This window comes from Ramlibacter sp., assembly GCF_028292805.1.
GTDB lineage: Bacteria > Pseudomonadota > Gammaproteobacteria > Burkholderiales > Burkholderiaceae_C > Ramlibacter.
On sequence record NZ_JAQGLS010000082.1, the window covers coordinates 1 to 18,089 of the forward strand.

The window sequence follows — 18,089 nt, forward strand, 5'->3', positions numbered from 1 at the left end:
CGGCGGCAGCGAGGCGCAGCCCGTGCCCTTGCACGGCGGCGCCCGGCTGGCGGCCTGGGCGGTCTGCGCGGTGCCGGTGCTGGCCGGCTTCGTGCTGCCGGTGGCCTTCATGCTGCGGCCGCTGGCGGCGGACTGGTCGGTGTTGCCCTGGGACCGCTTCCTGGAATGGTCGTTCAACAGCCTGCGGCTGGGCGCCATCACCTCGGCGCTGGCCGTGGCCGTCGCCGTGGTGCTGGCGTTCCGCCTGCGCCGCGCGGCGGACCGCATGACGCGCGGGGTGGTGCAGCTGGCCGGCCTGGGTTATGCCGTACCGGGCACCGTGCTGGTGGTGGGCCTGCTGCTGCCGTTGGGCTGGCTGCAGGCAGCCTGGCCGGAGAGCGGCGTCGGCTACTGGCTGACGGCCACCATCCTGGGCCTGGTCTGGGCGTACCTGGTGCGCTTTGTCCCGGTGGCGCTGCAGTCGGTGCAAAGCGGCTACGCCCGCATCCCGGCCTCCCTGGACGATTCGGCGCGCATGCTCGGCGCCGGCAGCGTCGCGCTGCTGGCGCGAGTGCACTGGCCGCTGCTGCGGCGCGCGTCGGCGGCGGCCGGCCTGCTGGTGTTCGTGGACGTGATGAAGGAGCTGCCGGCGACGATGGTGCTGCGCCCCTTCGACAGCGACACGCTGGCGGTGGTGGCCTACCAGCTGGCGCGCGACGAGCGCCTGGGCGAGGCGGCGCTGCCGTCGCTGGCCCTGGTCCTGGTGGGCCTGATCCCGGTGGTGCTCCTGAGCCGGACGCTGCGCACCAGATGACGGTGCCCCGGCGCCGGTGGGTCACCAGCGGTCCATGCTGGTGAACAGCCAGGTGCATCTCTCCCGCAGGGCCACGATGGCTCGAGAGTGGCGGGCGCGGCATTCCTCAAAGTCTTTTGACGGCAGGAACGTCTCGCCGCACTTCCAGAGGCAGTGCACGAGCTCGGAATGGGAAATCAACAGCCCCACCCATGGGACCGCGAGCTGCGGCAAGGACGCACAAAGTGTTTTCATGTGGTCAACCTGCCGGCTCACCGACTGGTACAGCTCCATGTCGAGCCAGGTGGCGACGAGTTGGTCCGCCGCCTCTTCGTAGTTTTCGAGAGCCGCCACCAGCTCGAAGGCAATGGCTTGGATGGCGCGGCGTTGTGAAGCAGACAATCACTTCCTCCCAGGACAGGGATCGATGCTCGGGGAATTCGTCGCTCCTGTTTGTAGGAAAAGTCCTTCAGTGCATGGTTTGGCAGACGACCGGCGTGAACCGGAGCCAGGCGTCAGCGGATTGCTTAACCCAAAAGATACAATTGACGCCATCCGCAGGCTCGGCAGCGCGACAGCGTCACGTGCGCGCCAGATGCGCATCGACCGCTTGCCGCGGATGCGGTCGAAACGCTGCGCGCGCGTTCGGCGTGTTCTACGCCTGAGTTTCCAGCCACAGGATGGCCAGGCCGATGACGACGCATCCGGCAGCCACCCCATAGAGGATCCACAGCGGCATGGACCCCGGGTCGTCCCTGGGCCTTCCGCCCAGGACCCAAGCCGCGGCCGCCGCGACGATGGCAAGGATGAACGCATAGGCATACGTCGGCAAATCAGGCATGGTGTTCCTTTCCAGGGTGGCGCATCTGGCGTTCAGCCGCGACGCGGCTTCACCGAGGCGAACTCGCGCTGGTAGCCGGCGGTCAGCAGCGCGTTCTGTTCGGGCGTGAGCTTCTGCTGCAGCTGCGGGTAAAGCTGGGCCGCTTCATCCTCCTTGGCATGCTCGAGGACGGCCGTCTGCAAGGCTCGGGCGGGCTCCGTCCAGGTGCTCCCTGCGCGATTTGTCCCGACCGCCAGTTCCAGCTGCCCGTTCATGACCTTGGCGTGTGCCTGGTCCAGGTACAGCCGGTCCGATTCCGCCGTCATCCCGACCATGGCCAAAGCGGGATAGATCACGTTTTCTTCGGCAACGGAGTGCGCGGTCAGCTGGTATCCGGTGACTGCGATGAGCCGCTCGCGCTGCAGCTGGGTGCGCCTCTCGCTGGTCATGAGCGCCTCGAAGCTCTTGGCGATCATGGCGTCGTGCGCCTTGATCGTCGCAAACCAGTCGCCGCGCGCGGCAGCGCTCTGGGCTGCGGCGCGCTGCAGCGAAAGCAGGGCAGCGGCGGCCACCATGATGGATCTTCTCGAAAGATTTTCCATTGGACGTCCTCGTCTCGGCTGGCTCGGTTGCTCGATTTTCCGACGGCCGTTCGCGTCCCGGTTGGCCAATTCCGTGCTGCGGTCTTTCTCCTATGCGCAGACGAGGCGGCGGCCTTCGTCGGGTTGCTCCTCCCGGTCCGTGCTGTTGCGCCGAACGCGCGCAGCTGCTCGCGCGGCGACATGGTCGCCGGCGCAAGTGAGCCGTTCCTCCGTCGCTGCAGATCGGTCTGGCGCGGCGGCGTCACTCCTGGCGACAAGCTGCGGCAACGACCAGGAGATTTGAATGCGTCAGCTATTCAATTCGAACTCGGAAACCGAAAAGAAGATCGGGTATTCGCCTGCGGTGGTGGATGAAGAATGGATCTTTGTCTCGGCCGCCCGACCGGGCAGAACTTCACGACACGCATACGTTTCTCCACACGCCGTGAACAAAGCTGCCCGACAATGGTGGCATGCACTATGACAAGGCCGAAACCATGCGTGCCCTGGAACTGCTGGAGCAGCGGCTTCGGGAGTTCGAGGTCGAGCCGGGCCCGACCGAGCCAGATCCCATCTACCTGCTGTGGCAGCGGCATTTGCAGATCATGCGGGAAGAGGCGGCCACGCTGCGCCTGCTGCTGGAAACGAACCGGCGTGACGAGGTGGGCGGCTCGCAGGCGCCGGCGGTCAGACCTGCGCCGGCCTGAACAACCAGGCGCAGTTCTCCCGCCGCTGCGCGGCGACCCAGAACTCCCGCTCTTGCCCTGCGCCGGGCCGCGGTCCTGCGCGCGACCTCAGGTGCGCGCCCTGGTCCAGGTCAGGCAGCCCAGCGCGACCGGCGAGTTGCTCACCAACAAGGCGCCGCGGCGGTACAGGGAGCGCGCAAGTCGCGGCTGCGCCATCTGCACGGCCCACAGGCCGCCCGAGCGGTCCACCCACAGCACCCTCGCGTCCACGCTCGCCAATGCGTTGAAGGCTGCCGTGCTGCTGGTGCCGGGCGTGAACACGACCATGACCTGATCGGTCTGTGCCGCCGGCCAGGCCGCCATCGGGCCGGCAAGCAGCGCAACGATGCCCAGGCTTGCCGCCGCCTGGCCCCCGCCTCCACCTCCACCGCTGCCCGGTCCCCGGCGCACCATCCTCCAGCCGAAGATCAGCGGCAGCACGCCGAAGATGGCGACCCACAGCAGGTCCCACAGCAAGGGGTTGGGCGAGTCCACGCGCACGCGGTGGATGCCCACGATCCAGTGCGCCACCACGATGTCGATGAAATGCCAGATGCAAAACCCCAGCAGCGCGCTGCCCCACAGCAGCGTCTTCGAGCCGGGCTGCGCGCATTGTTCCCGCGCCCGCCACAGCTGGTACAGGCCGACCATTGCAACGACATACATCAGGACGTGGAACAGGCCGTCGGCCAACAGCTGCATGCGAATGTCCTGCAGCGCCGCCGCCTGCACGTTGCTGAGGAAGTGGTGCCACTGCAGCACCTGGTGCAGCAGGATGCCGTCGAAGAATCCACCCAGTGCGATGCCCACCAGGAAAGCACCCCAGCGCATCGGCCGGTTGGCGACAGTGAAAGAAGAAGGACCGTGCATCAGTGCTCCTGCCAACGAACCGGCAGCTTACGTCCGCCGCAAGATCTTGTGTGCGCGACAACGCTCAATGCGCCTGCTCTCCACACGCCCAGGCGGCTGACGGTGCCGGCCCCGGAGCCACGCGCAGGCGCAATTTCAGGGCGTTGCAGGCATGCGTGCCTGGGCCGCGCTTGGGTCCCGCCTGCGCGGGAGTTGCCATCAAAGCTCGTCGGTCCAGCGCCCCTGCGCGTCGGCCGGCTTGCGAAACACGACCTCGCCAGTGGGCACGTGCACCACGCGGATTTCGCTGTTGGGAGTGAAGCTCTTGACGGCGAGGCTGACCGCCAGGGCGCGGTTGCTGACGGCGAACTGCATGGAGCCCGCGGCGGGCCAGAGGCCTCCGGCGATCGGCTGGCTGCTCTCGATGCGGTAGTCGGCGGCGGTCATCGACCTTCTCCTTGTCTCGTCCCTGGGCGCCGCCTTGGATGGCGGTTGCTTCATTCTGGGCGTGCCGCGTGGCAGCCCGGTGACAGCCATTGCAAAAGCACGGTCTGGCCTGTAACGCATGCAATGGTGCTTTGCGTCACCTTAACGATGAGCTTCCTTTCGTCTGTAGGAGACCGACGCCGAGTCTGTAGGACAAGGGCTTCGCTGCAGCGCGCAAGAGCCACTCCGGTGGCATGAACGGCGCGCAGATCTTGGCGCTGGCCGGCCGCATCCTGTGCCGCAGCTGCCTCCTGCCGGATTTCGGCGGACGACGGGCATCAAAACCTTGGAGAGGTTGAGCGGGGCGCTTGGAAGTCGTGCCGCACGCCCAGCGCGAACAGCTTGCGGTCGGTATGGCGGCGCCTGCGCAATTCTCGACATCGCCATCCGGCATGGCGCCATACAGGCGCGTGCGCTTGGACGGCGCATAGGCCGTGCCAGGGCCGAAGCCGCTGCCCTTGGCAATGGTGCCCCGACCGCGGGCACCATTGCCAGTGCGGTGCAGTCATTGACGCCCCTGGGTGCTACAGCTTGATGACAGCTCGGCCGTGACGTGGCGCCCCGCCCGCGCCCTCTACAATGGCGGCTTGCGCCGCCGTAGTTCAATGGATAGAACGAGCGCCTCCTAAGCGCTAGATACAGGTTCGATTCCTGTCGGTGGCACCAAAGACATCACTCCGATATCGCTGGAGCGATTTTGGGTGGCCTGGTTCTTGTGCCGCTAGCGCAGCCGCTACTTGCTCAACAGCCGCATCGCGTCTTCCAGCCCCTTGAGCGTGAGCGGGTACATGCGGTGCGACATCAGCTGCTGCATCACGCTGATGCTTTGCCGGTACTGCCACACGCCTTGCGGCTCGGGGTTGATCCAGGCGAACTTGGGGAAGGCGCCGGTCAGGCGCTGGATCCACTCGGCGCCAGCTTCCTCGTTGTTGTATTCGACACTGCCGCCCGGCTGCAGGATTTCGTAGGGGCTCATCGTCGCGTCGCCCACGAAGATCAGCTTGTAGTCCTTGTTGTACTTGCGGATGATGTCCCAGGTCGGGAACTTCTCGCTGAAGCGGCGCCGGTTGTTCTTCCACATGAAGTCGTAGACGCAGTTGTGGAAGTAGTAGAACTCCAGGTGCTTGAACTCCGCCTTGGCCGCCGAGAACATTTCCTCGACGCGGTGGATGTGTTCGTCCATGGTGCCGCCCACGTCCATCAGCAGCAGCACCTTCACCTTGTTGTGCCGCTCGGGCACCATCTTGATGTCCAGCCAGCCGGCATTGGCCGCGGTGGCGCGGATGGTGTCGTCCAGGTCCAGTTCGTCGGCCGCGCCTTCGCGGGCGAACTTGCGCAGGCGCCGCATCGCCACCTTGATGTTGCGCGTGCCCAGCTCCTGGGTGTCGTCGTAATCCTTGTAGGCCCGCTGGTCCCACACCTTCACCGCGCTCTTGTTGCGGCTCTTGTCCTGGCCGATCCGGATGCCTTGCGGGTTGACCCCGTAGGCGCCGAACGGCGAGGTGCCGCCGGTGCCTATCATCTTGCTGCCGCCCTCGTGGCGCTCCTTTTGCTCCTCGAAGCGCTTCCTGAGCGTCTCCATCAGCTCGTCCCAGCCCATCTTCTCGATCTTCGCCTTCTCCTCGGGCGACAGCTCGAGTTCGAGGTTTTTGCGCAGCCACTCCAGCGGCACGTCCTTGGTGAAGTCGGCGACCAGTTCCACGCCCTTGAAGTAGGCGGCGAAGGCGCGGTCGAACTTGTCGTAGTGCTTCTCGTCCTTGACCAGCGCCGTGCGCGAGAGGTAATAGAAGTCGTCGATGCTCCAGGCATCCTCGCTGGCGGGGCCGACCACGCCTTCCTTCAACGCCTCGAGCAGCGTCAGGTATTCCTTGACCGAGACCGGCAGCTTGGCGCTGCGCAGCGTGTAGAAAAAGTCGATCAGCATGGTGACACCACTGACTGCGCGATGCTCCACCCGGTGCTCGATTGGCGGGCCATCAAGTCAACAACAAAGAAGGTCATTTGAACGCCTCGCCGCGCGGCCGGACCAGCTGGTCCTGCAGGTGCGCCTTCACCTCCGGCCATTCGCCGGCCGCCAGGCTGTACATCACGGTGTCGCGCACGCTGCCGTCGCGCCGCAGCGCGTGGTGCCGCAGCACGCCGTCGCGGCGCGCGCCCAGCCGCTCGATGGCGCGCTGGCTGGCGAGGTTGTAGTTGTCGGTGCGCCAGCCCACCAGCTGCACGCCCAGCACTTCGAATGCATGCGTCAGCAGCAGCAGCTTGGCGGTGGTGTTGACGTGGCTGCGCTGCCAGCTCCTGCCGTACCAGGTGTGGCCGATCTCCAGCCGCTCCACCGCCGGCACGATGTCGTGGTACCGGCTGCTGCCGATGACACGGCCGCTGGCCACGTCGACCACCGCGAACGGCAGCATGTGGCCGTCGGCCTGGCCCTGGAGCGCCGCTTCGATGTAGGCGCCGGTGTCGGCCGGCGCCGGCACCGAGGTGACGCGCAGGTTCCACAGCTCGCCGTCGCGGGCGGCGGCTTGCAGCGCCGTGGCGTGGTCGGTCGCCAGGGGTTCCAGCCGCAGCCGCGGGGATTGCAGCGTGACCGGTTCCGGCTTGCGCATCACTGCTCCTTGCGCACCCGGCTGCGCAGGCGCCGCGCCACTTGCACCCCGGCGCCGCCACCGATGCCGCACAGGGCGAGCGCGAAGATGGTGGCATTGCCGTAGCCCGGCGAGAAGATGTCCCAGCCGATCAGGCGGCCGATCCAGAACCCGAGCAGGGCGCCGCCCAGGAAGCCGGCGGCGTCGGTGAGGCCTTCGACCAGCAGCTTGTTCATCCGGCGCCCTTATCTGTTGTGGCGCTGCATGAAGACGAGCTTTTCGAACAGCGTCACGTCCTGTTCGTTTTTCAGCAGCGCGCCCACCAGTGGCGGCACCGCCACCTTGTCGTCCCTGCTTTGCAGCGCCTGGACCGGCAGGTCTTCCGCCACCAGCAGCTTGAGCCAGTCCAGCAGCTCGGAGGTGCTGGGCTTTTTCTTCAGTCCCGGCAGGTTGCGCACGTCGTAGAAGGTCTTCATCGCCGCGGCCAGCAGTTCCTTTTTCAGGCCGGGGAAGTGCACGTCCACGATCAGCTTCATCGTGTCGGCGTCGGGGAACCTGATGTAGTGGAAGAAGCAGCGGCGCAGGAACGCGTCCGGCAGCTCCTTTTCGTTGTTCGAGGTGATGAACACCAGCGGCCGGTGCTTGGCCTTGACCAGTTCCCGCGTCTCGTAGACGTAGAACTCCATCCGGTCGATCTCGCGCAGCAGATCGTTGGGAAACTCGATGTCGGCCTTGTCGATCTCGTCGATCAGCAGCGCCACCGGCTGGTCGGCGGTGAAGGCCTGCCACAACACGCCCTTGACGATGTAGTTGTGGATGTCCTTGACCTTCTCGTCGCCCAACTGCGAGTCGCGCAGGCGGCTGACGGCGTCATACTCGTACAGTCCCTGCTGGGCCTTGGTGGTCGACTTGATGTGCCACTGCAGCAGGGGCAGCTCGAGCGCCTGGGCCACTTCCTCGGCCAGCATCGTCTTGCCGGTGCCCGGCTCGCCCTTGACAAGCAGGGGGCGCTTGAGGGTGATGGCGGCATTGACCGCCAGCATCAGGTCCTGCGTGGCGACGTAGTTCTGGGAACCTTGGAACTTCATGGGTGCGGAGATGGAAGTCGGCACGGAGGATGGCCCCCGATATAATCGCCGGTTGATCGAAACGGACCTCTGTCGGATTGTGCGCGCAAAATGAACAAGTTGTTGACCACGCTTTTCGCCCTGTCTGTCGCTTGCGCGACCGGCCTGGCCCAGGCCCAGGCGCCTGCCGCAACGGCTCCCGCCGCTGCACCCGCGGCGACTGTCGCGGCCCCTGGAGCGGCGGCCAAGCCGGCCGGTCCCAAGTCGCTGGAGGCCAAGGTTGCCATGTGCATCGGCTGCCACGGCATCAAGGGCTACCAGTCCAGCTTTCCCGAGGTGTACAAGGTGCCCATGATCTCGGGTCAGAGCGCCAAGTACATCGCCGCCGCCCTGACGGCGTACAAGAACGGTGACCGCAAGCACCCGACGATGCGCAGCATCGCCGAGGGCCTGAGCGAGCAGGACGTCACCGACATCTCCAACTGGTACGCCTCGCACGACGACGGCGGCTCGCCGCTGGCCGACAAGCCCAGCCGTGAGCCGAGCGCGCAGGTCACCGCCCTGCTGAACAAGGCGGCCTGCGCCTCCTGCCACGGCGCCAACTTCTCCAGCCCGATCGACCCGAGCTACCCCAAGCTGTCGGGCCAGCACGCCGACTACCTGTTCGTCGCGCTGAAGGCGTACAAGACCGAGAACAACCCGGCAGTCGGCCGCAACAACGGCGTGATGGGCGCGATCGCCAAGCAGTTCTCCAACGCCGAACTGAAGGTGCTGGCCAACTACATGGCGTCGCTGGACGGCGAGCTGACGATCAAGCCGGAACCGAAGTTCCGGTAGGCCGTCGGCGCTTGGCGCTCCATGAAAAAGGCCCCGCGAGGGCCTTTTTCGTTGCCGTCAATCCCGCGTCGCTCGTCGCTGCACGCACTCCACGTATGCCTGCCCGTCCGGCGGCCGGCCCGAGCGCTGGCTTTCCCACAGCATCTGGCCCAGGCACTCCATCGCCTCGTGGTGGGCGTCGTGCAGCGAGTTGCGGCGCACCGCCAGCAGCTCCACCGCCTGGCGGATGCCGCGCGGCTGGTCGATCGAGCATTGCTCGCTGACCGACAGGTGCATGGACAGGTGCAGAAACGGGTTGCTGGCGCCGCCGGAGCCGTCGTAGACCCGGGCCACCGCCGCTTGCGCATCAGCCAGGTCGGGGTCGTACTCCGGGTGTTCCTTGAGCCATTCATGGGCCAGCGTTTCCAGCGCGTCCAGCAGCTGCCCCGAGCGGGCCTTGGCATGGACGCCGCAGAAGAACCGGCGCACGTCTTCCTGGGAAGGATTGAACATGCGGCGACCTTAGCATGCAGGCCGTCGCCCTACTTGAAGTCGGGAATGCGCTGTCCGGTGGACTTGGGCACCAGAAAGGCGAAGTCCACGCCCTTGTCCGCCTGCGTCACGTTCTCCAGGAACAGCTTGCGGTAGCCGCGCTCGGCGCTCGGCTCGACCACCGGCGCGGCCTGCTGGCGCGCTGCCAGCTCCTCGGCCGTGACCAGCAGAGAAAGTTCGCGCTTGCTCACGCTCAGGCGGATCCGGTCGCCGTTGCGCACCCAGGCCAGCGGCCCGCCGACCGCCGCTTCGGGTGTGACATGCAGCACCACGGTGCCGAATGCGGTGCCGCTCATGCGGCCGTCGCTGATGCGCAGCATGTCTTTGACGCCCTGCCGCGCCAGCTTCATCGGCATCGGCAAGGCGCCGGCTTCGGGCATGCCGGGGTGGCCCTTGGGGCCGATGCGCTTGAGCACCAGCACGTCGTCGGCCCGCACGTCCAGGTCCGGGTCGTCGATGCGTGCGGCCAGGTCGCCAGCGTCCTCGAACACCACGGCCCGGCCTTCGTGCTCCATCAGCGCCGGGCTGGCGGCCGACTGCTTGATGATCGCGCCGCCCGGGGCCAGGTTGCCGCGCAGCACGGCGATGCCGCCCTGCGGATAGATCGGGTCGCCGAACGGCCGCACCACGTCTTGCGAAAAGGCCGGCCGCGCCGCCTGCAGTTCCTCCCCCAGCGTGCGACCGGTGACGGTCAGCGCATCCAGGTGCAGCAGCGGTTTGAGCTCGCGCAGCAGCGTGGCCATGCCGCCGGCGTGGTGGAAGTCTTCCATGTAGTGGTCGCCGCTGGGTTTGAGGTCCAGCAGCACGGGCGTTTCGCGGCCCATGCGGTCCAGGGCTTGCAGGTCGATCTCCAGGCCCATGCGGCCCGCCATCGCGGTCAGGTGGACGATGGCGTTGGTGGAGCCGCCGATCGCCAGCAGCACGCGCATCGCGTTCTCGAACGCGTGCGGCGTCAGGATCCTGTCGATGGTGAGCCGCTGGCGCGCCGCCTGCACGGCGATGCGGCCGCTTTCCTCGGCCACCCGCATCCGGTCGGCCGTCACTGCCGGCGGGCTGGCGCCGCCCGGCACCGTCATGCCCAGCGCCTCGGAAATGCAGGCCATGGTGCTGGCCGTGCCCATCACCGAGCAGGTGCCCACGCTGGCCACCAGCTGGTCGTTCACCTGCGCGATCTCCTGCTCGTCCACGTCCTGGGCCCGAAAGCGTGCCCAGTAACGACGGCAGTCGGTGCAGGCGCCCACCCGCACGCTGCGGTGCGAGCCGGTCAGCATCGAGCCGGTGATCAGCATCACGGCGGGCAGACCGGCCGACGCCGCGCCCATCAGCTGGGCCGGCACGGTCTTGTCGCAGCCGCCGATCAACACCACGGCGTCCATCGGCTGGGCTCGCACCATCTCCTCGGTGTCCATCGCCATCAGGTTGCGCAGGTACATGCTGGTGGGCGAGGCGAAGCTCTCGTGCAGCGAGATGGTCGGGAATTCCATCGGCAGCCCGCCCGCCAGCATGATCCCGCGCTTGAGCGCCTCCAGCAGGGCCGGCGCGTTGCCGTGGCAAGGGTTGTAGGCGCTGCCGGTGCTGGCGATGCCGATCACCGGCCGGTCCAGGGCGGCGTCGGTGTAGCCGGCGCCCTTGATGAAGGCCTTGCGCAGGAACAGCGAAAAGCCTTCGTCGCCGTAACTGGTGAGGCCCTTGCGCATGCCGGCGGCCGCAGGGGGCTGGTCGTCTTTGGGGAGGTGCTGGCTCATCGGTCGGCCCTGGAGTTCAGCCCGATCATGCCCTCGCGCGGGGCGCCCGGACTGTGGGTAAGTCTGGAGTGACCTGACCGGCCGGCGCCGCCAGAATGACCCTGACCCGTGCCCACGGCGCGCGGCGTGAGTGCTTTTTCCTACGGAGACAAAACCCATGAAGTCCATCCAAGCGACCCTCCTCGCACTGCTCGCGGGCGTGACCCTGGCGGCCGGCGCGCAGAACATTTCCATCGCCACCGGTGGCACCGGCGGGGTGTACTACCCCATGGGCGGCGGCATCGCCGCCGTGCTGTCCAAGCACGTGCCCGGCATGGCGGCCACCGCCGAAGTCACCGGCGGTTCGGTCGACAACCTCAAGCTGATCGGCAGCGGCAAGCCCTACGTCGGCTTCACCATGACCGACGCCGCGCTCGATGCCGCCAAAGGCGAGGACAAGTTCAAGGGCAACAAGGTCCCGCTCAAGACCCTGATGGTGCTGTACCCGAACCGCATGCATGTGGTGACGATCGAAGGCAAGGGCATCAGCAAGTTTGCCGACCTCAAGGGCAAGCGGGTTTCCACCGGCTCGCCCGGCAGCGCCACCGAGGTGATGGCCTTCCGCGTGATCGAGGCGGCCGGCTTCGACAAGGACAAGGACCTCAAGCGCGAGCGCCTGGGCGCCGCCGAATCGGTCAACGCCATCAAGGACGGCAAGATCGACGCCTTCTTCTGGGTCGGTGGCCTGCCCACCGCCGCCGTGTCCGACCTGGCCAACACGCCGGGCACCAAGCTCAAGATGATCGACCACGGCCACCTGGTGGCCGCCATGAACAAGAAGTACGGCAACCTGTACGTGGAAGACCACATCGACAAGTCGATCTACAAAGGCATGGACGCCGACAACAAGCAGGCGACGGTGATGAACATCCTGGTGGCGCACGAAACCATGGACGAGAAGACGGCCTACAACATCGTCAAGACGATCTTCGACAAGAAGGCCGAGCTGGTGGCGGTGCACAAGGAAGCCGAAAACTTCAAGCTGGAAAACCAGAAGAGCGCCGCCTCGCCGATTCCCTTCCACCCCGGCGCGGTCAAGTACTTCGCCGAAAAAGGTATCAAGCTGAACTGACCGGATGAGCGATCCGATCGCGACCACGGTGGCGCCCGCCGCAACCAGCGCCGCTCGGCCCCGTCCGCTTGCGGAGGGGGCAGGAGCAGGCCGCGAAGCGGGCAATCCTGGGGCAGGCTTGTCGATCTCCGCCGAGGCGCTGCACCGGGCCGAGGAGTTCATCGAGGCCGAAGAGGGCGCCGCCAACAAGCTGAAAGGCCCGTTGGCGGTGTTCGTCATGCTGGTGGCGATTGCGATGTCGGCCTTCCATCTCTACACGGCCTACGCCATCGTGCCGACGCAGACGCTGCGCCCGGTGCACGTGGCCTTCGTGCTGTTCCTGACCTTCCTGCTGTTCCCGGTGGCGGCGCGCTTCCGACATCGCATCATGTGGTGGGACTGGCTGGCCGGGGCCCTGGCGATCGCCGTCGTGGTGTACCTGATCCAGGGCGGCGACGACATCACCGACCGCAACACCTCGCCGCTGCCCTGGGACATCGTGTTCGGCATCGCGCTGATCCTGCTGGTGCTGGAAGCCATGCGGCGCACCAACGGCTGGATCATGCCGGTCATCACCAGCGCCTTCATCGCCTACGCGCTGGCTGGCCCGTGGCTGCCGGCGCCGTGGACCCACAAGGGCTACGAGGTGGGACGGCTGGTCGGCGTGATGTACATGACGCTGGAAGGCATCTTCGGCGTGGCGGTGGACGTCTCCTCGTCGCTGATCATCCTGTTCACCATCTTTGGCGCCTTCCTGCAGTACTCGCAGGCCGGCAAGTTCTACATCGACTTCTCGTTCTCGGCGATGGGCGGCAAGCCGACCGGGGCCGGCCGCACGGTGGTGCTGGCGTCGTTCCTGCTGGGGGGGCCGTCGGGCTCCGGCGTCGCCACCACGGTGACCTTGGGCGCGGTGGCCTATCCGATGCTGGCCAAGGTGGGTTACGAGCGCAACGCCGCCGGCGGGCTGCTGGCCGCGGGCGGCCTCGGCGCGATCATCTCGCCGCCGGTGCTGGGCGCGGCGGCCTTCCTGATCGCCGAGTTCCTCAAGATTTCGTATCTGGACGTGCTGCTGATGGCGGTGATCCCGACGCTGCTGTTCTACTTTGCGCTGTTCCTGATGGTGGAGATCGACGCGCGCAAGTACGGCATGGGCAACGTGGCCTTCGAGAAGGTCGACTCGGTCTGGAACCTGACGCGCAAGTACTGGTTCCACTTCCTCTCGCTGGTCTCCATCGTGGCCTTCATGCTCTGGGGTTTTTCGCCGGTGATGTCGGTGTTCTGCGCCACCATCGTCTCGTTCTTCACCAGTTTCCTGCGGCGCGACACGGCGCTGCTGCCGTACGACCTGTTCACCGGCGCCGGTTCGTTCTGGCGCCGGCTGGCCGGCTCGGGCTTGGTCAAGGCGATGGAAGGCGGCTCGATCGGCATGTTGAACGTGGCGGCCACCTGCGCCGGCGCCGGCATCATCGTCGGCGTGGTCACGCTCACCGGCCTGGGCCTGAAGTTCAGCGCCATCGTGATCGACTACGCTGGCGGCTCGCTGCTGCTGACGGCGCTGTTCACGGCGCTGGTGGTCTGGATCGTCGGGCTGGCGGTGCCGGTGACGGCCTCCTACATCATCTGCGCGGTGATCGCGGCGCCGGCGCTGATCAAGCTGGGCGTGCCGGACTTCGCGGCGCACATGTTCATCTTCTATTACGCGGTGCTGTCCGAGGTGTCGCCGCCAACGGCGCTGGCGCCGTTCGCGGCGGCCGCCATCACCGGCGGCGACCCGTACAAGACCACGCTGCAGTCCTGGAAGTACACCATGCCGGCCTTCCTGGTGCCCTTCATGTTCGTGCTCGACCCGAGCGGCCTGGGCTTGCTGCTGATGGGGTCGACGAAGGCGCTGGCCAGCGCCAACTGGTGGTCCATTGCGGAGGTGAGCATCACCTGCGCCATCGGTGTCGCGGCGCTGGCGGCGGGCTTCCAGGGCTGGGCGCTGCTGCGCACCAACAAGGTCGAGAGGACGCTGCTGATCGTGGCCGGTCTCGCGCTGGCCTACCCGAGCATGGTGGCCGACCTGGTCGGGCTGGGCGGCGTGGCGCTGGTGCTGGCGATGCAGTTCCTGAGACGACGGCGGACGCCGCAATTGGCATGATGGCGGCATGAAACCGCTCACCCGCGACGCCAGGGGCGTCTACCTGATCACCGTCACGCCGTTCACCGAGGCGGGCGCACTCGACCTGCCCAGCACCGACCGCATGGTGGACTTCTGCCTGGACAAGGGTGTCACCGGCCTGACCATCCTGGGCATCATGGGCGAGGCCACCAAGCTCACCGCCGAAGAATCCCGCCAGTACGTGCGGCAGGTGCTGTCCCGCGTCGTCGGCCGCGTGCCGGTGGTGGTCGGCGCCTCGGCGGCCGGCTTCGCGCCGATGAAGGAACTGGCCGAGGCCGTGATGGAGATGGGCGCTTCCGGCGTGATGGTGGCGCCGCCGTCCACGGTGCGCACCGACGACCAGATCGCCTCCTACTTCGACATGGTGTCCGAGACCCTGGGCCAGGATGTGCCCTGGGCCTTGCAGGACCATCCGGTGTCCACCGGCGTGCAGATGTCGACCGCGGTGATCCTGCGGATCCTGAAGAACTCGCCCACCTGCGTGATGCTCAAGCACGAAGACTGGCCGGGGCTGGCCAAGCTGTCGGCAATCCGGGCGGCGGCCGGACGCGGTGACGTGCCGCGCGTGTCCATCCTCACCGGCAACGGCGGCGGCCTGTTCCTGCCGGAGGAGCTGAGCCGCGGCGCCGACGGCGCCATGACCGGCTTCGCCTATCCCGAGATGATGGTCGAGGTGGTCGCGGCGCACGCGCGTGGTGACATCGAGCGCGCCCGCGACCTGTTCGACGCCTACCTGCCGCTGGCACGCTACGAGCAGCAGGCCGGCGTCGGCCTGGCGGTGCGCAAGCACATCCTGGCAAAGCGGGGCGTGATCGCGTCCGGGGCGATCCGCAAGCCAGGCCCCAAGCTGTCGGCCCAGGACATCGCCGAGATCGCGCTGCTCACGCGCCGGCAAGACAAGCGGCTGGCCGAGCTTGGATGACTTTGCTACGGAGACCCCGATGACCGACAAGCCCAACCTGGACCTGGACGCCAAAGCGATCGAAGTCCTCTCCCGGGTCACCACAGCCACCCTGACCACCGTGCTGCTCAAGAAGGGCCTGCGCAATCTGTGGATGCGCGGGGCCCGGCCGATCCGCACCGGCCAGCCGCGGCTGGTGGGCCGCGCCTTCACGCTGCGCTTCGTGCCGGCGCGGGAAGACCTGGCGACGCCCGAATCCTGGTCGGCGCCGATCTCCACCCGCGCCGCCATCGAAGACATGCCGGCCGGCTGCATCGCCGTGGTCGATTCCATGGGGGTGCAGGACGCCGGCATCTTTGGCGACATCCTGTGCGCGCGGATGGCCAGGCGTGGCATCGCGGCGCTGGTGACCGACGGCGTGGTGCGCGACCTGCACGGCGTGCTGGGCACCGGCCTGAACGTCTGGTGCAGCGGCGCCGCCGCGCCGGCCTCGGTCGCGGGCCTGACCTTCGTCGACTGGCAGCGCCCAATCGGCTGCGGCGGCGTCGCCGTGTTCCCGGGCGACGTGGTTGTGTGCGACGACGACGGCGCGGTCCTGATTCCGGCCGCCATGCTCGATCACGTGCTGGAGCACGCGCCAGAGCAGGAGCGGCTGGAAGGCTGGATCATGGAGGAGGTGAACAAGGGCGCGGCGCTGCCGGGCCTGTATCCGCCGAACGCCGAGAACAAGGCGCGCTACGAGGCCTGGAAGAAATAGGGGCTCAACCGCCCGACAACCGCTGCGAAATCTGCCGCGCCGCCTCGCGCAGCTGCGGCAGCATCGCCTCCTGCATCTGCCGCGGCGGCGTGCGGTTGGCCTGGCCGCTGATGTTGATCGAGGCGATGGCGCGGCCGGCGCGGTTGAGCACCGGCGCCGCCATCGACACCAGCCCTTCCTCCAGTTCCTGGTTGACCAGGCACCAGCCTTGCCGGCGCGCCTGCTGCACTTTGGCCAGCAGCGCCGCCACGTCGGTCAGGGTATGGCGGGTGCGCGCCTCGCGCGCGGTGGCGCGCAGCCGCTCTTTCACCTCTTCGTCGGGCAGGCCGGCCAGCAGCACGCGGCCCATCGAGGTGCAATAGGCCGGCAGGCGCGAGCCCACGCCCAGCGAGTTGCGCATGATCTTGCGGGTCGACACGCGCAGCACGTAGATGATGTCGGTGCCCTCCAGCACGCCGGCGGAGCACGACTCGTGGACCTGCTCCACCAGCGCCTCCATCAGCGGCTCGGCCACGTTCCACATCGGCATCGACGACAGGTAGGCGAAACCCAGATCCAGGATGCGAGGCGTCAGCGTGAACTGCTTGCCATCGCATTCCACGTAGCCCAGCGTCTGCAAGGTCAGCAGGATGCGGCGGGCGCCGGCGCGGGTCAGCCCGGTGCGGCCGGCGACCTCGGTCAGCGTCTGGCGCGGCGTGGCGGCGCTGAAGGAGCGGATCACCTCCAGCCCGCGGGCGAACGACTGGACGTAGGCATCACCCGGCCGGGGGCTGTCTATGGGGGTATCGAGCGGCATGGCGGTGGGCTTGGTAGAATTCATTATACGAACTCTTGTTCGGTATGCGAACAATTCCCAGGGGACTCACCATGATCGACAAGATCGCGCCCTCCATCGCCCAGGCGCTGGCCAGCGTGCAGGACGGCTCCACCGTGCTGATCGGCGGCTTCGGCACGGCCGGCATCCCGGGCGAGCTGATCGACGGCCTGATCGCGCACGGCGCGCGGGACCTCACCGTGGTGAACAACAACGCCGGCAACGCCGACCAGGGCCTGGCGGCGCTGCTCAAGACCGGCCGGGTGCGCAAGATCATCTGCAGCTTCCCGCGCCAAGTCGACAGCTACGTGTTCGACGAGCTGTACCGCAGCGGCAAGCTGGAGCTGGAACTGGTGCCGCAAGGCAACCTGGCGGAGCGCATCCGCGCCGCTGGCGCCGGCATCGGCGCCTTCTTCTGCCCCACCGCCGCCGGCACCGAGCTGGCCAAGGGCAAGGAAACGCGCCAGATCAACGGCAAGACCTACGTGCTGGAGTTCCCCATCTACGGCGACGTGGCCTTGATCAAGGCCGAGGCCGGTGACCGCTGGGGCAACCTCACGTATCGGATGTCGGCGCGCAACTTCGGCCCGGTGATGGCCACCGCCGCCAGGCACACCGTCGCCACGGTGCACGAGATCAGGCAGCTGGGTGAGCTGGACCCGGAGGCGATCGTCACGCCGGGCATCTACGTCAGCAAGATCGTCAAGATCGCCCGCGTCGCCACCCAGGCCGGCGGTTTCAAGAAGGCAGCATGATGGCTTACCAGAGACGAACCAAGGACCAGCTGGCCGCCCGGGTGGCCCAGGACATCCATGACGGCGCCTACGTCAACCTGGGCATCGGGATGCCGACCACGGTGGCCAACCACATCCCGGCCGGCCGCGAAGTGATCCTGCAAAGCGAGAACGGCATCCTGGGCATGGGCCCGGCGCCGGCCGCCGGCGCCGAAGACTACGACCTGATCAACGCCGGCAAGCAGCCGGTGTCGCTGCTGGCCGGCGGCGCCTACTTCCAACATGCCGACTCGTTCGCGATGATGCGCGGCGGCCACCTCGACATCTGCGTGCTCGGCGCGTTCCAGGTCTCGGCCACCGGTGACCTGGCCAACTGGAGCACCGGCGAGGCCGGCGCCATTCCCGCCGTGGGCGGCGCGATGGACCTGGCCATCGGCGCCAAGCAGACCTGGGTGATGATGGACCTGCTGACCAAGAAGGGCGAGAGCAAGCTGGTCGAGCGCTGCACCTACCCGCTCACCGGCATCGGCTGCGTCAAGCGCATCTACTCCGACCTCGCGACGCTGGAATGCACGCCGCAGGGCCTGAGGCTGATCGACACGGTCGACGGCCTGGACCGCGGCGAGCTGGAAAA

At 67.4% G+C, this 18,089-nt stretch carries 21 protein-coding genes and 1 tRNA gene; 10 read left to right on the top strand and 12 right to left on the bottom strand.

What is annotated here, in order from left to right; genetic code table 11:
• A partial coding sequence (locus tag JWP65_RS04435) for an ABC transporter permease (protein ID WP_367280470.1) occupies positions 1–793 on the top strand: 793 nt, incomplete at its 5' end.
• Between the two features lie 21 nt (positions 794–814).
• On the opposite strand, the gene JWP65_RS04440 is transcribed toward JWP65_RS04435, so the two are convergent.
• From JWP65_RS04440 to JWP65_RS04450, 3 genes are all read right to left on the bottom strand, one after another.
• Positions 815–1,174 carry a hypothetical protein gene (locus JWP65_RS04440; RefSeq protein ID WP_299760735.1) on the bottom strand — a complete coding sequence of 120 codons (360 nt, stop codon included), beginning with the start codon at positions 1,172–1,174 and terminating at the stop codon, positions 815–817.
• A 253-nt stretch (positions 1,175–1,427) separates the two neighbouring features.
• The gene (locus tag JWP65_RS04445) at positions 1,428–1,613 is read right to left on the bottom strand and encodes a hypothetical protein (protein WP_299760736.1); all 186 of its coding nucleotides are present in this window, start codon (positions 1,611–1,613) and stop codon (positions 1,428–1,430) included.
• 32 nt (positions 1,614–1,645) lie between these two features.
• Positions 1,646–2,167 carry a hypothetical protein gene (locus tag JWP65_RS04450; protein ID WP_299760737.1) on the bottom strand — a complete coding sequence of 174 codons (522 nt, stop codon included), beginning with the start codon at positions 2,165–2,167 and terminating at the stop codon, positions 1,646–1,648.
• A 479-nt stretch (positions 2,168–2,646) separates the two neighbouring features.
• Here JWP65_RS04450 and JWP65_RS04455 point away from each other — a divergent pair, with 479 nt between their 5' ends.
• A complete protein-coding gene (locus JWP65_RS04455; RefSeq protein WP_299760739.1) occupies positions 2,647–2,880 on the top strand; it encodes a hypothetical protein in 234 nt (77 codons plus the stop codon).
• An 87-nt stretch (positions 2,881–2,967) separates the two neighbouring features.
• Here the strand turns inward: JWP65_RS04455 and JWP65_RS04460 are convergent, their stop codons facing one another.
• Together JWP65_RS04460 and JWP65_RS04465 are read right to left on the bottom strand one after the other, a co-directional pair.
• Positions 2,968–3,768 carry a DUF2243 domain-containing protein gene (locus JWP65_RS04460; protein ID WP_299760741.1) on the bottom strand — a complete coding sequence of 267 codons (801 nt, stop codon included), beginning with the start codon at positions 3,766–3,768 and terminating at the stop codon, positions 2,968–2,970.
• A 198-nt stretch (positions 3,769–3,966) separates the two neighbouring features.
• The gene (locus JWP65_RS04465) at positions 3,967–4,194 is read right to left on the bottom strand and encodes a hypothetical protein (protein ID WP_299760743.1); all 228 of its coding nucleotides are present in this window, start codon (positions 4,192–4,194) and stop codon (positions 3,967–3,969) included.
• A 630-nt stretch (positions 4,195–4,824) separates the two neighbouring features.
• Between JWP65_RS04465 and JWP65_RS04470 the strand changes: the two genes are divergently transcribed.
• Positions 4,825–4,899 (top strand) — tRNA-Arg (locus tag JWP65_RS04470).
• A 67-nt stretch (positions 4,900–4,966) separates the two neighbouring features.
• On the opposite strand, the gene JWP65_RS04475 is transcribed toward JWP65_RS04470, so the two are convergent.
• From JWP65_RS04475 to JWP65_RS04490, 4 genes are all read right to left on the bottom strand, one after another.
• Entirely contained in the window at positions 4,967–6,157 is a 1,191-nt protein-coding gene (locus JWP65_RS04475) for a VWA domain-containing protein (protein ID WP_299760745.1), read from the bottom strand.
• Positions 6,158–6,230: 73 nt separating this feature from the next.
• Positions 6,231–6,839 (bottom strand): GNAT family protein, encoded by a 609-nt coding sequence (locus JWP65_RS04480; RefSeq protein ID WP_299760747.1) that lies wholly within the window; start codon positions 6,837–6,839, stop codon positions 6,231–6,233.
• On the bottom strand, positions 6,839–7,054 hold the full coding sequence (locus tag JWP65_RS04485) for a hypothetical protein (protein WP_299760749.1): 216 nt from the start codon (positions 7,052–7,054) through the stop codon (positions 6,839–6,841). Before JWP65_RS04485 ends, JWP65_RS04480 begins: the two co-directional genes overlap by 1 nt.
• A 9-nt stretch (positions 7,055–7,063) precedes the next feature.
• Positions 7,064–7,906 (bottom strand): MoxR family ATPase, encoded by an 843-nt coding sequence (locus JWP65_RS04490; protein WP_299760750.1) that lies wholly within the window; start codon positions 7,904–7,906, stop codon positions 7,064–7,066.
• A gap of 90 nt (positions 7,907–7,996) precedes the next feature.
• Here JWP65_RS04490 and JWP65_RS04495 point away from each other — a divergent pair, with 90 nt between their 5' ends.
• Complete coding sequence (locus tag JWP65_RS04495; protein WP_299760751.1) at positions 7,997–8,722, top strand: c-type cytochrome; 726 nt, start codon at positions 7,997–7,999, stop codon at positions 8,720–8,722.
• A gap of 57 nt (positions 8,723–8,779) precedes the next feature.
• Here the strand turns inward: JWP65_RS04495 and JWP65_RS04500 are convergent, their stop codons facing one another.
• Complete coding sequence (locus tag JWP65_RS04500) at positions 8,780–9,214, bottom strand: DUF1841 family protein (RefSeq protein WP_299760752.1); 435 nt, start codon at positions 9,212–9,214, stop codon at positions 8,780–8,782.
• Between the two features lie 29 nt (positions 9,215–9,243).
• Entirely contained in the window at positions 9,244–10,998 is a 1,755-nt protein-coding gene (locus JWP65_RS04505) for an IlvD/Edd family dehydratase (RefSeq protein ID WP_299760753.1), read from the bottom strand.
• A gap of 157 nt (positions 10,999–11,155) precedes the next feature.
• On the opposite strand from JWP65_RS04505, the gene JWP65_RS04510 reads away from it, so the two are divergent.
• From JWP65_RS04510 to JWP65_RS04525, 4 genes are all read left to right on the top strand, one after another.
• The gene (locus JWP65_RS04510) at positions 11,156–12,109 is read left to right on the top strand and encodes a TAXI family TRAP transporter solute-binding subunit (RefSeq protein WP_299760754.1); all 954 of its coding nucleotides are present in this window, start codon (positions 11,156–11,158) and stop codon (positions 12,107–12,109) included.
• Between the two features lie 118 nt (positions 12,110–12,227).
• Entirely contained in the window at positions 12,228–14,228 is a 2,001-nt protein-coding gene (locus JWP65_RS04515) for a TRAP transporter fused permease subunit (RefSeq protein WP_299760755.1), read from the top strand.
• Positions 14,229–14,235: 7 nt separating this feature from the next.
• Positions 14,236–15,171 carry a dihydrodipicolinate synthase family protein gene (locus JWP65_RS04520; protein ID WP_299760756.1) on the top strand — a complete coding sequence of 312 codons (936 nt, stop codon included), beginning with the start codon at positions 14,236–14,238 and terminating at the stop codon, positions 15,169–15,171.
• A gap of 19 nt (positions 15,172–15,190) precedes the next feature.
• The gene (locus tag JWP65_RS04525; RefSeq protein ID WP_299760757.1) at positions 15,191–15,907 is read left to right on the top strand and encodes a ribonuclease activity regulator RraA; all 717 of its coding nucleotides are present in this window, start codon (positions 15,191–15,193) and stop codon (positions 15,905–15,907) included.
• 4 nt (positions 15,908–15,911) lie between these two features.
• Here JWP65_RS04525 and JWP65_RS04530 read toward each other — a convergent pair whose 3' ends face one another.
• Complete coding sequence (locus JWP65_RS04530; protein ID WP_299760759.1) at positions 15,912–16,727, bottom strand: IclR family transcriptional regulator C-terminal domain-containing protein; 816 nt, start codon at positions 16,725–16,727, stop codon at positions 15,912–15,914.
• Positions 16,728–16,774: 47 nt separating this feature from the next.
• Between JWP65_RS04530 and JWP65_RS04535 the strand changes: the two genes are divergently transcribed.
• Both JWP65_RS04535 and JWP65_RS04540 read left to right on the top strand, forming a co-directional pair.
• Entirely contained in the window at positions 16,775–17,476 is a 702-nt protein-coding gene (locus tag JWP65_RS04535) for a 3-oxoacid CoA-transferase subunit A (protein ID WP_299760763.1), read from the top strand.
• Positions 17,476–18,089: 3-oxoacid CoA-transferase subunit B (locus JWP65_RS04540; RefSeq protein WP_299760765.1), on the top strand; the 614-nt coding region annotated here is incomplete at its 3' end. The genes JWP65_RS04535 and JWP65_RS04540, both read left to right, overlap by 1 nt.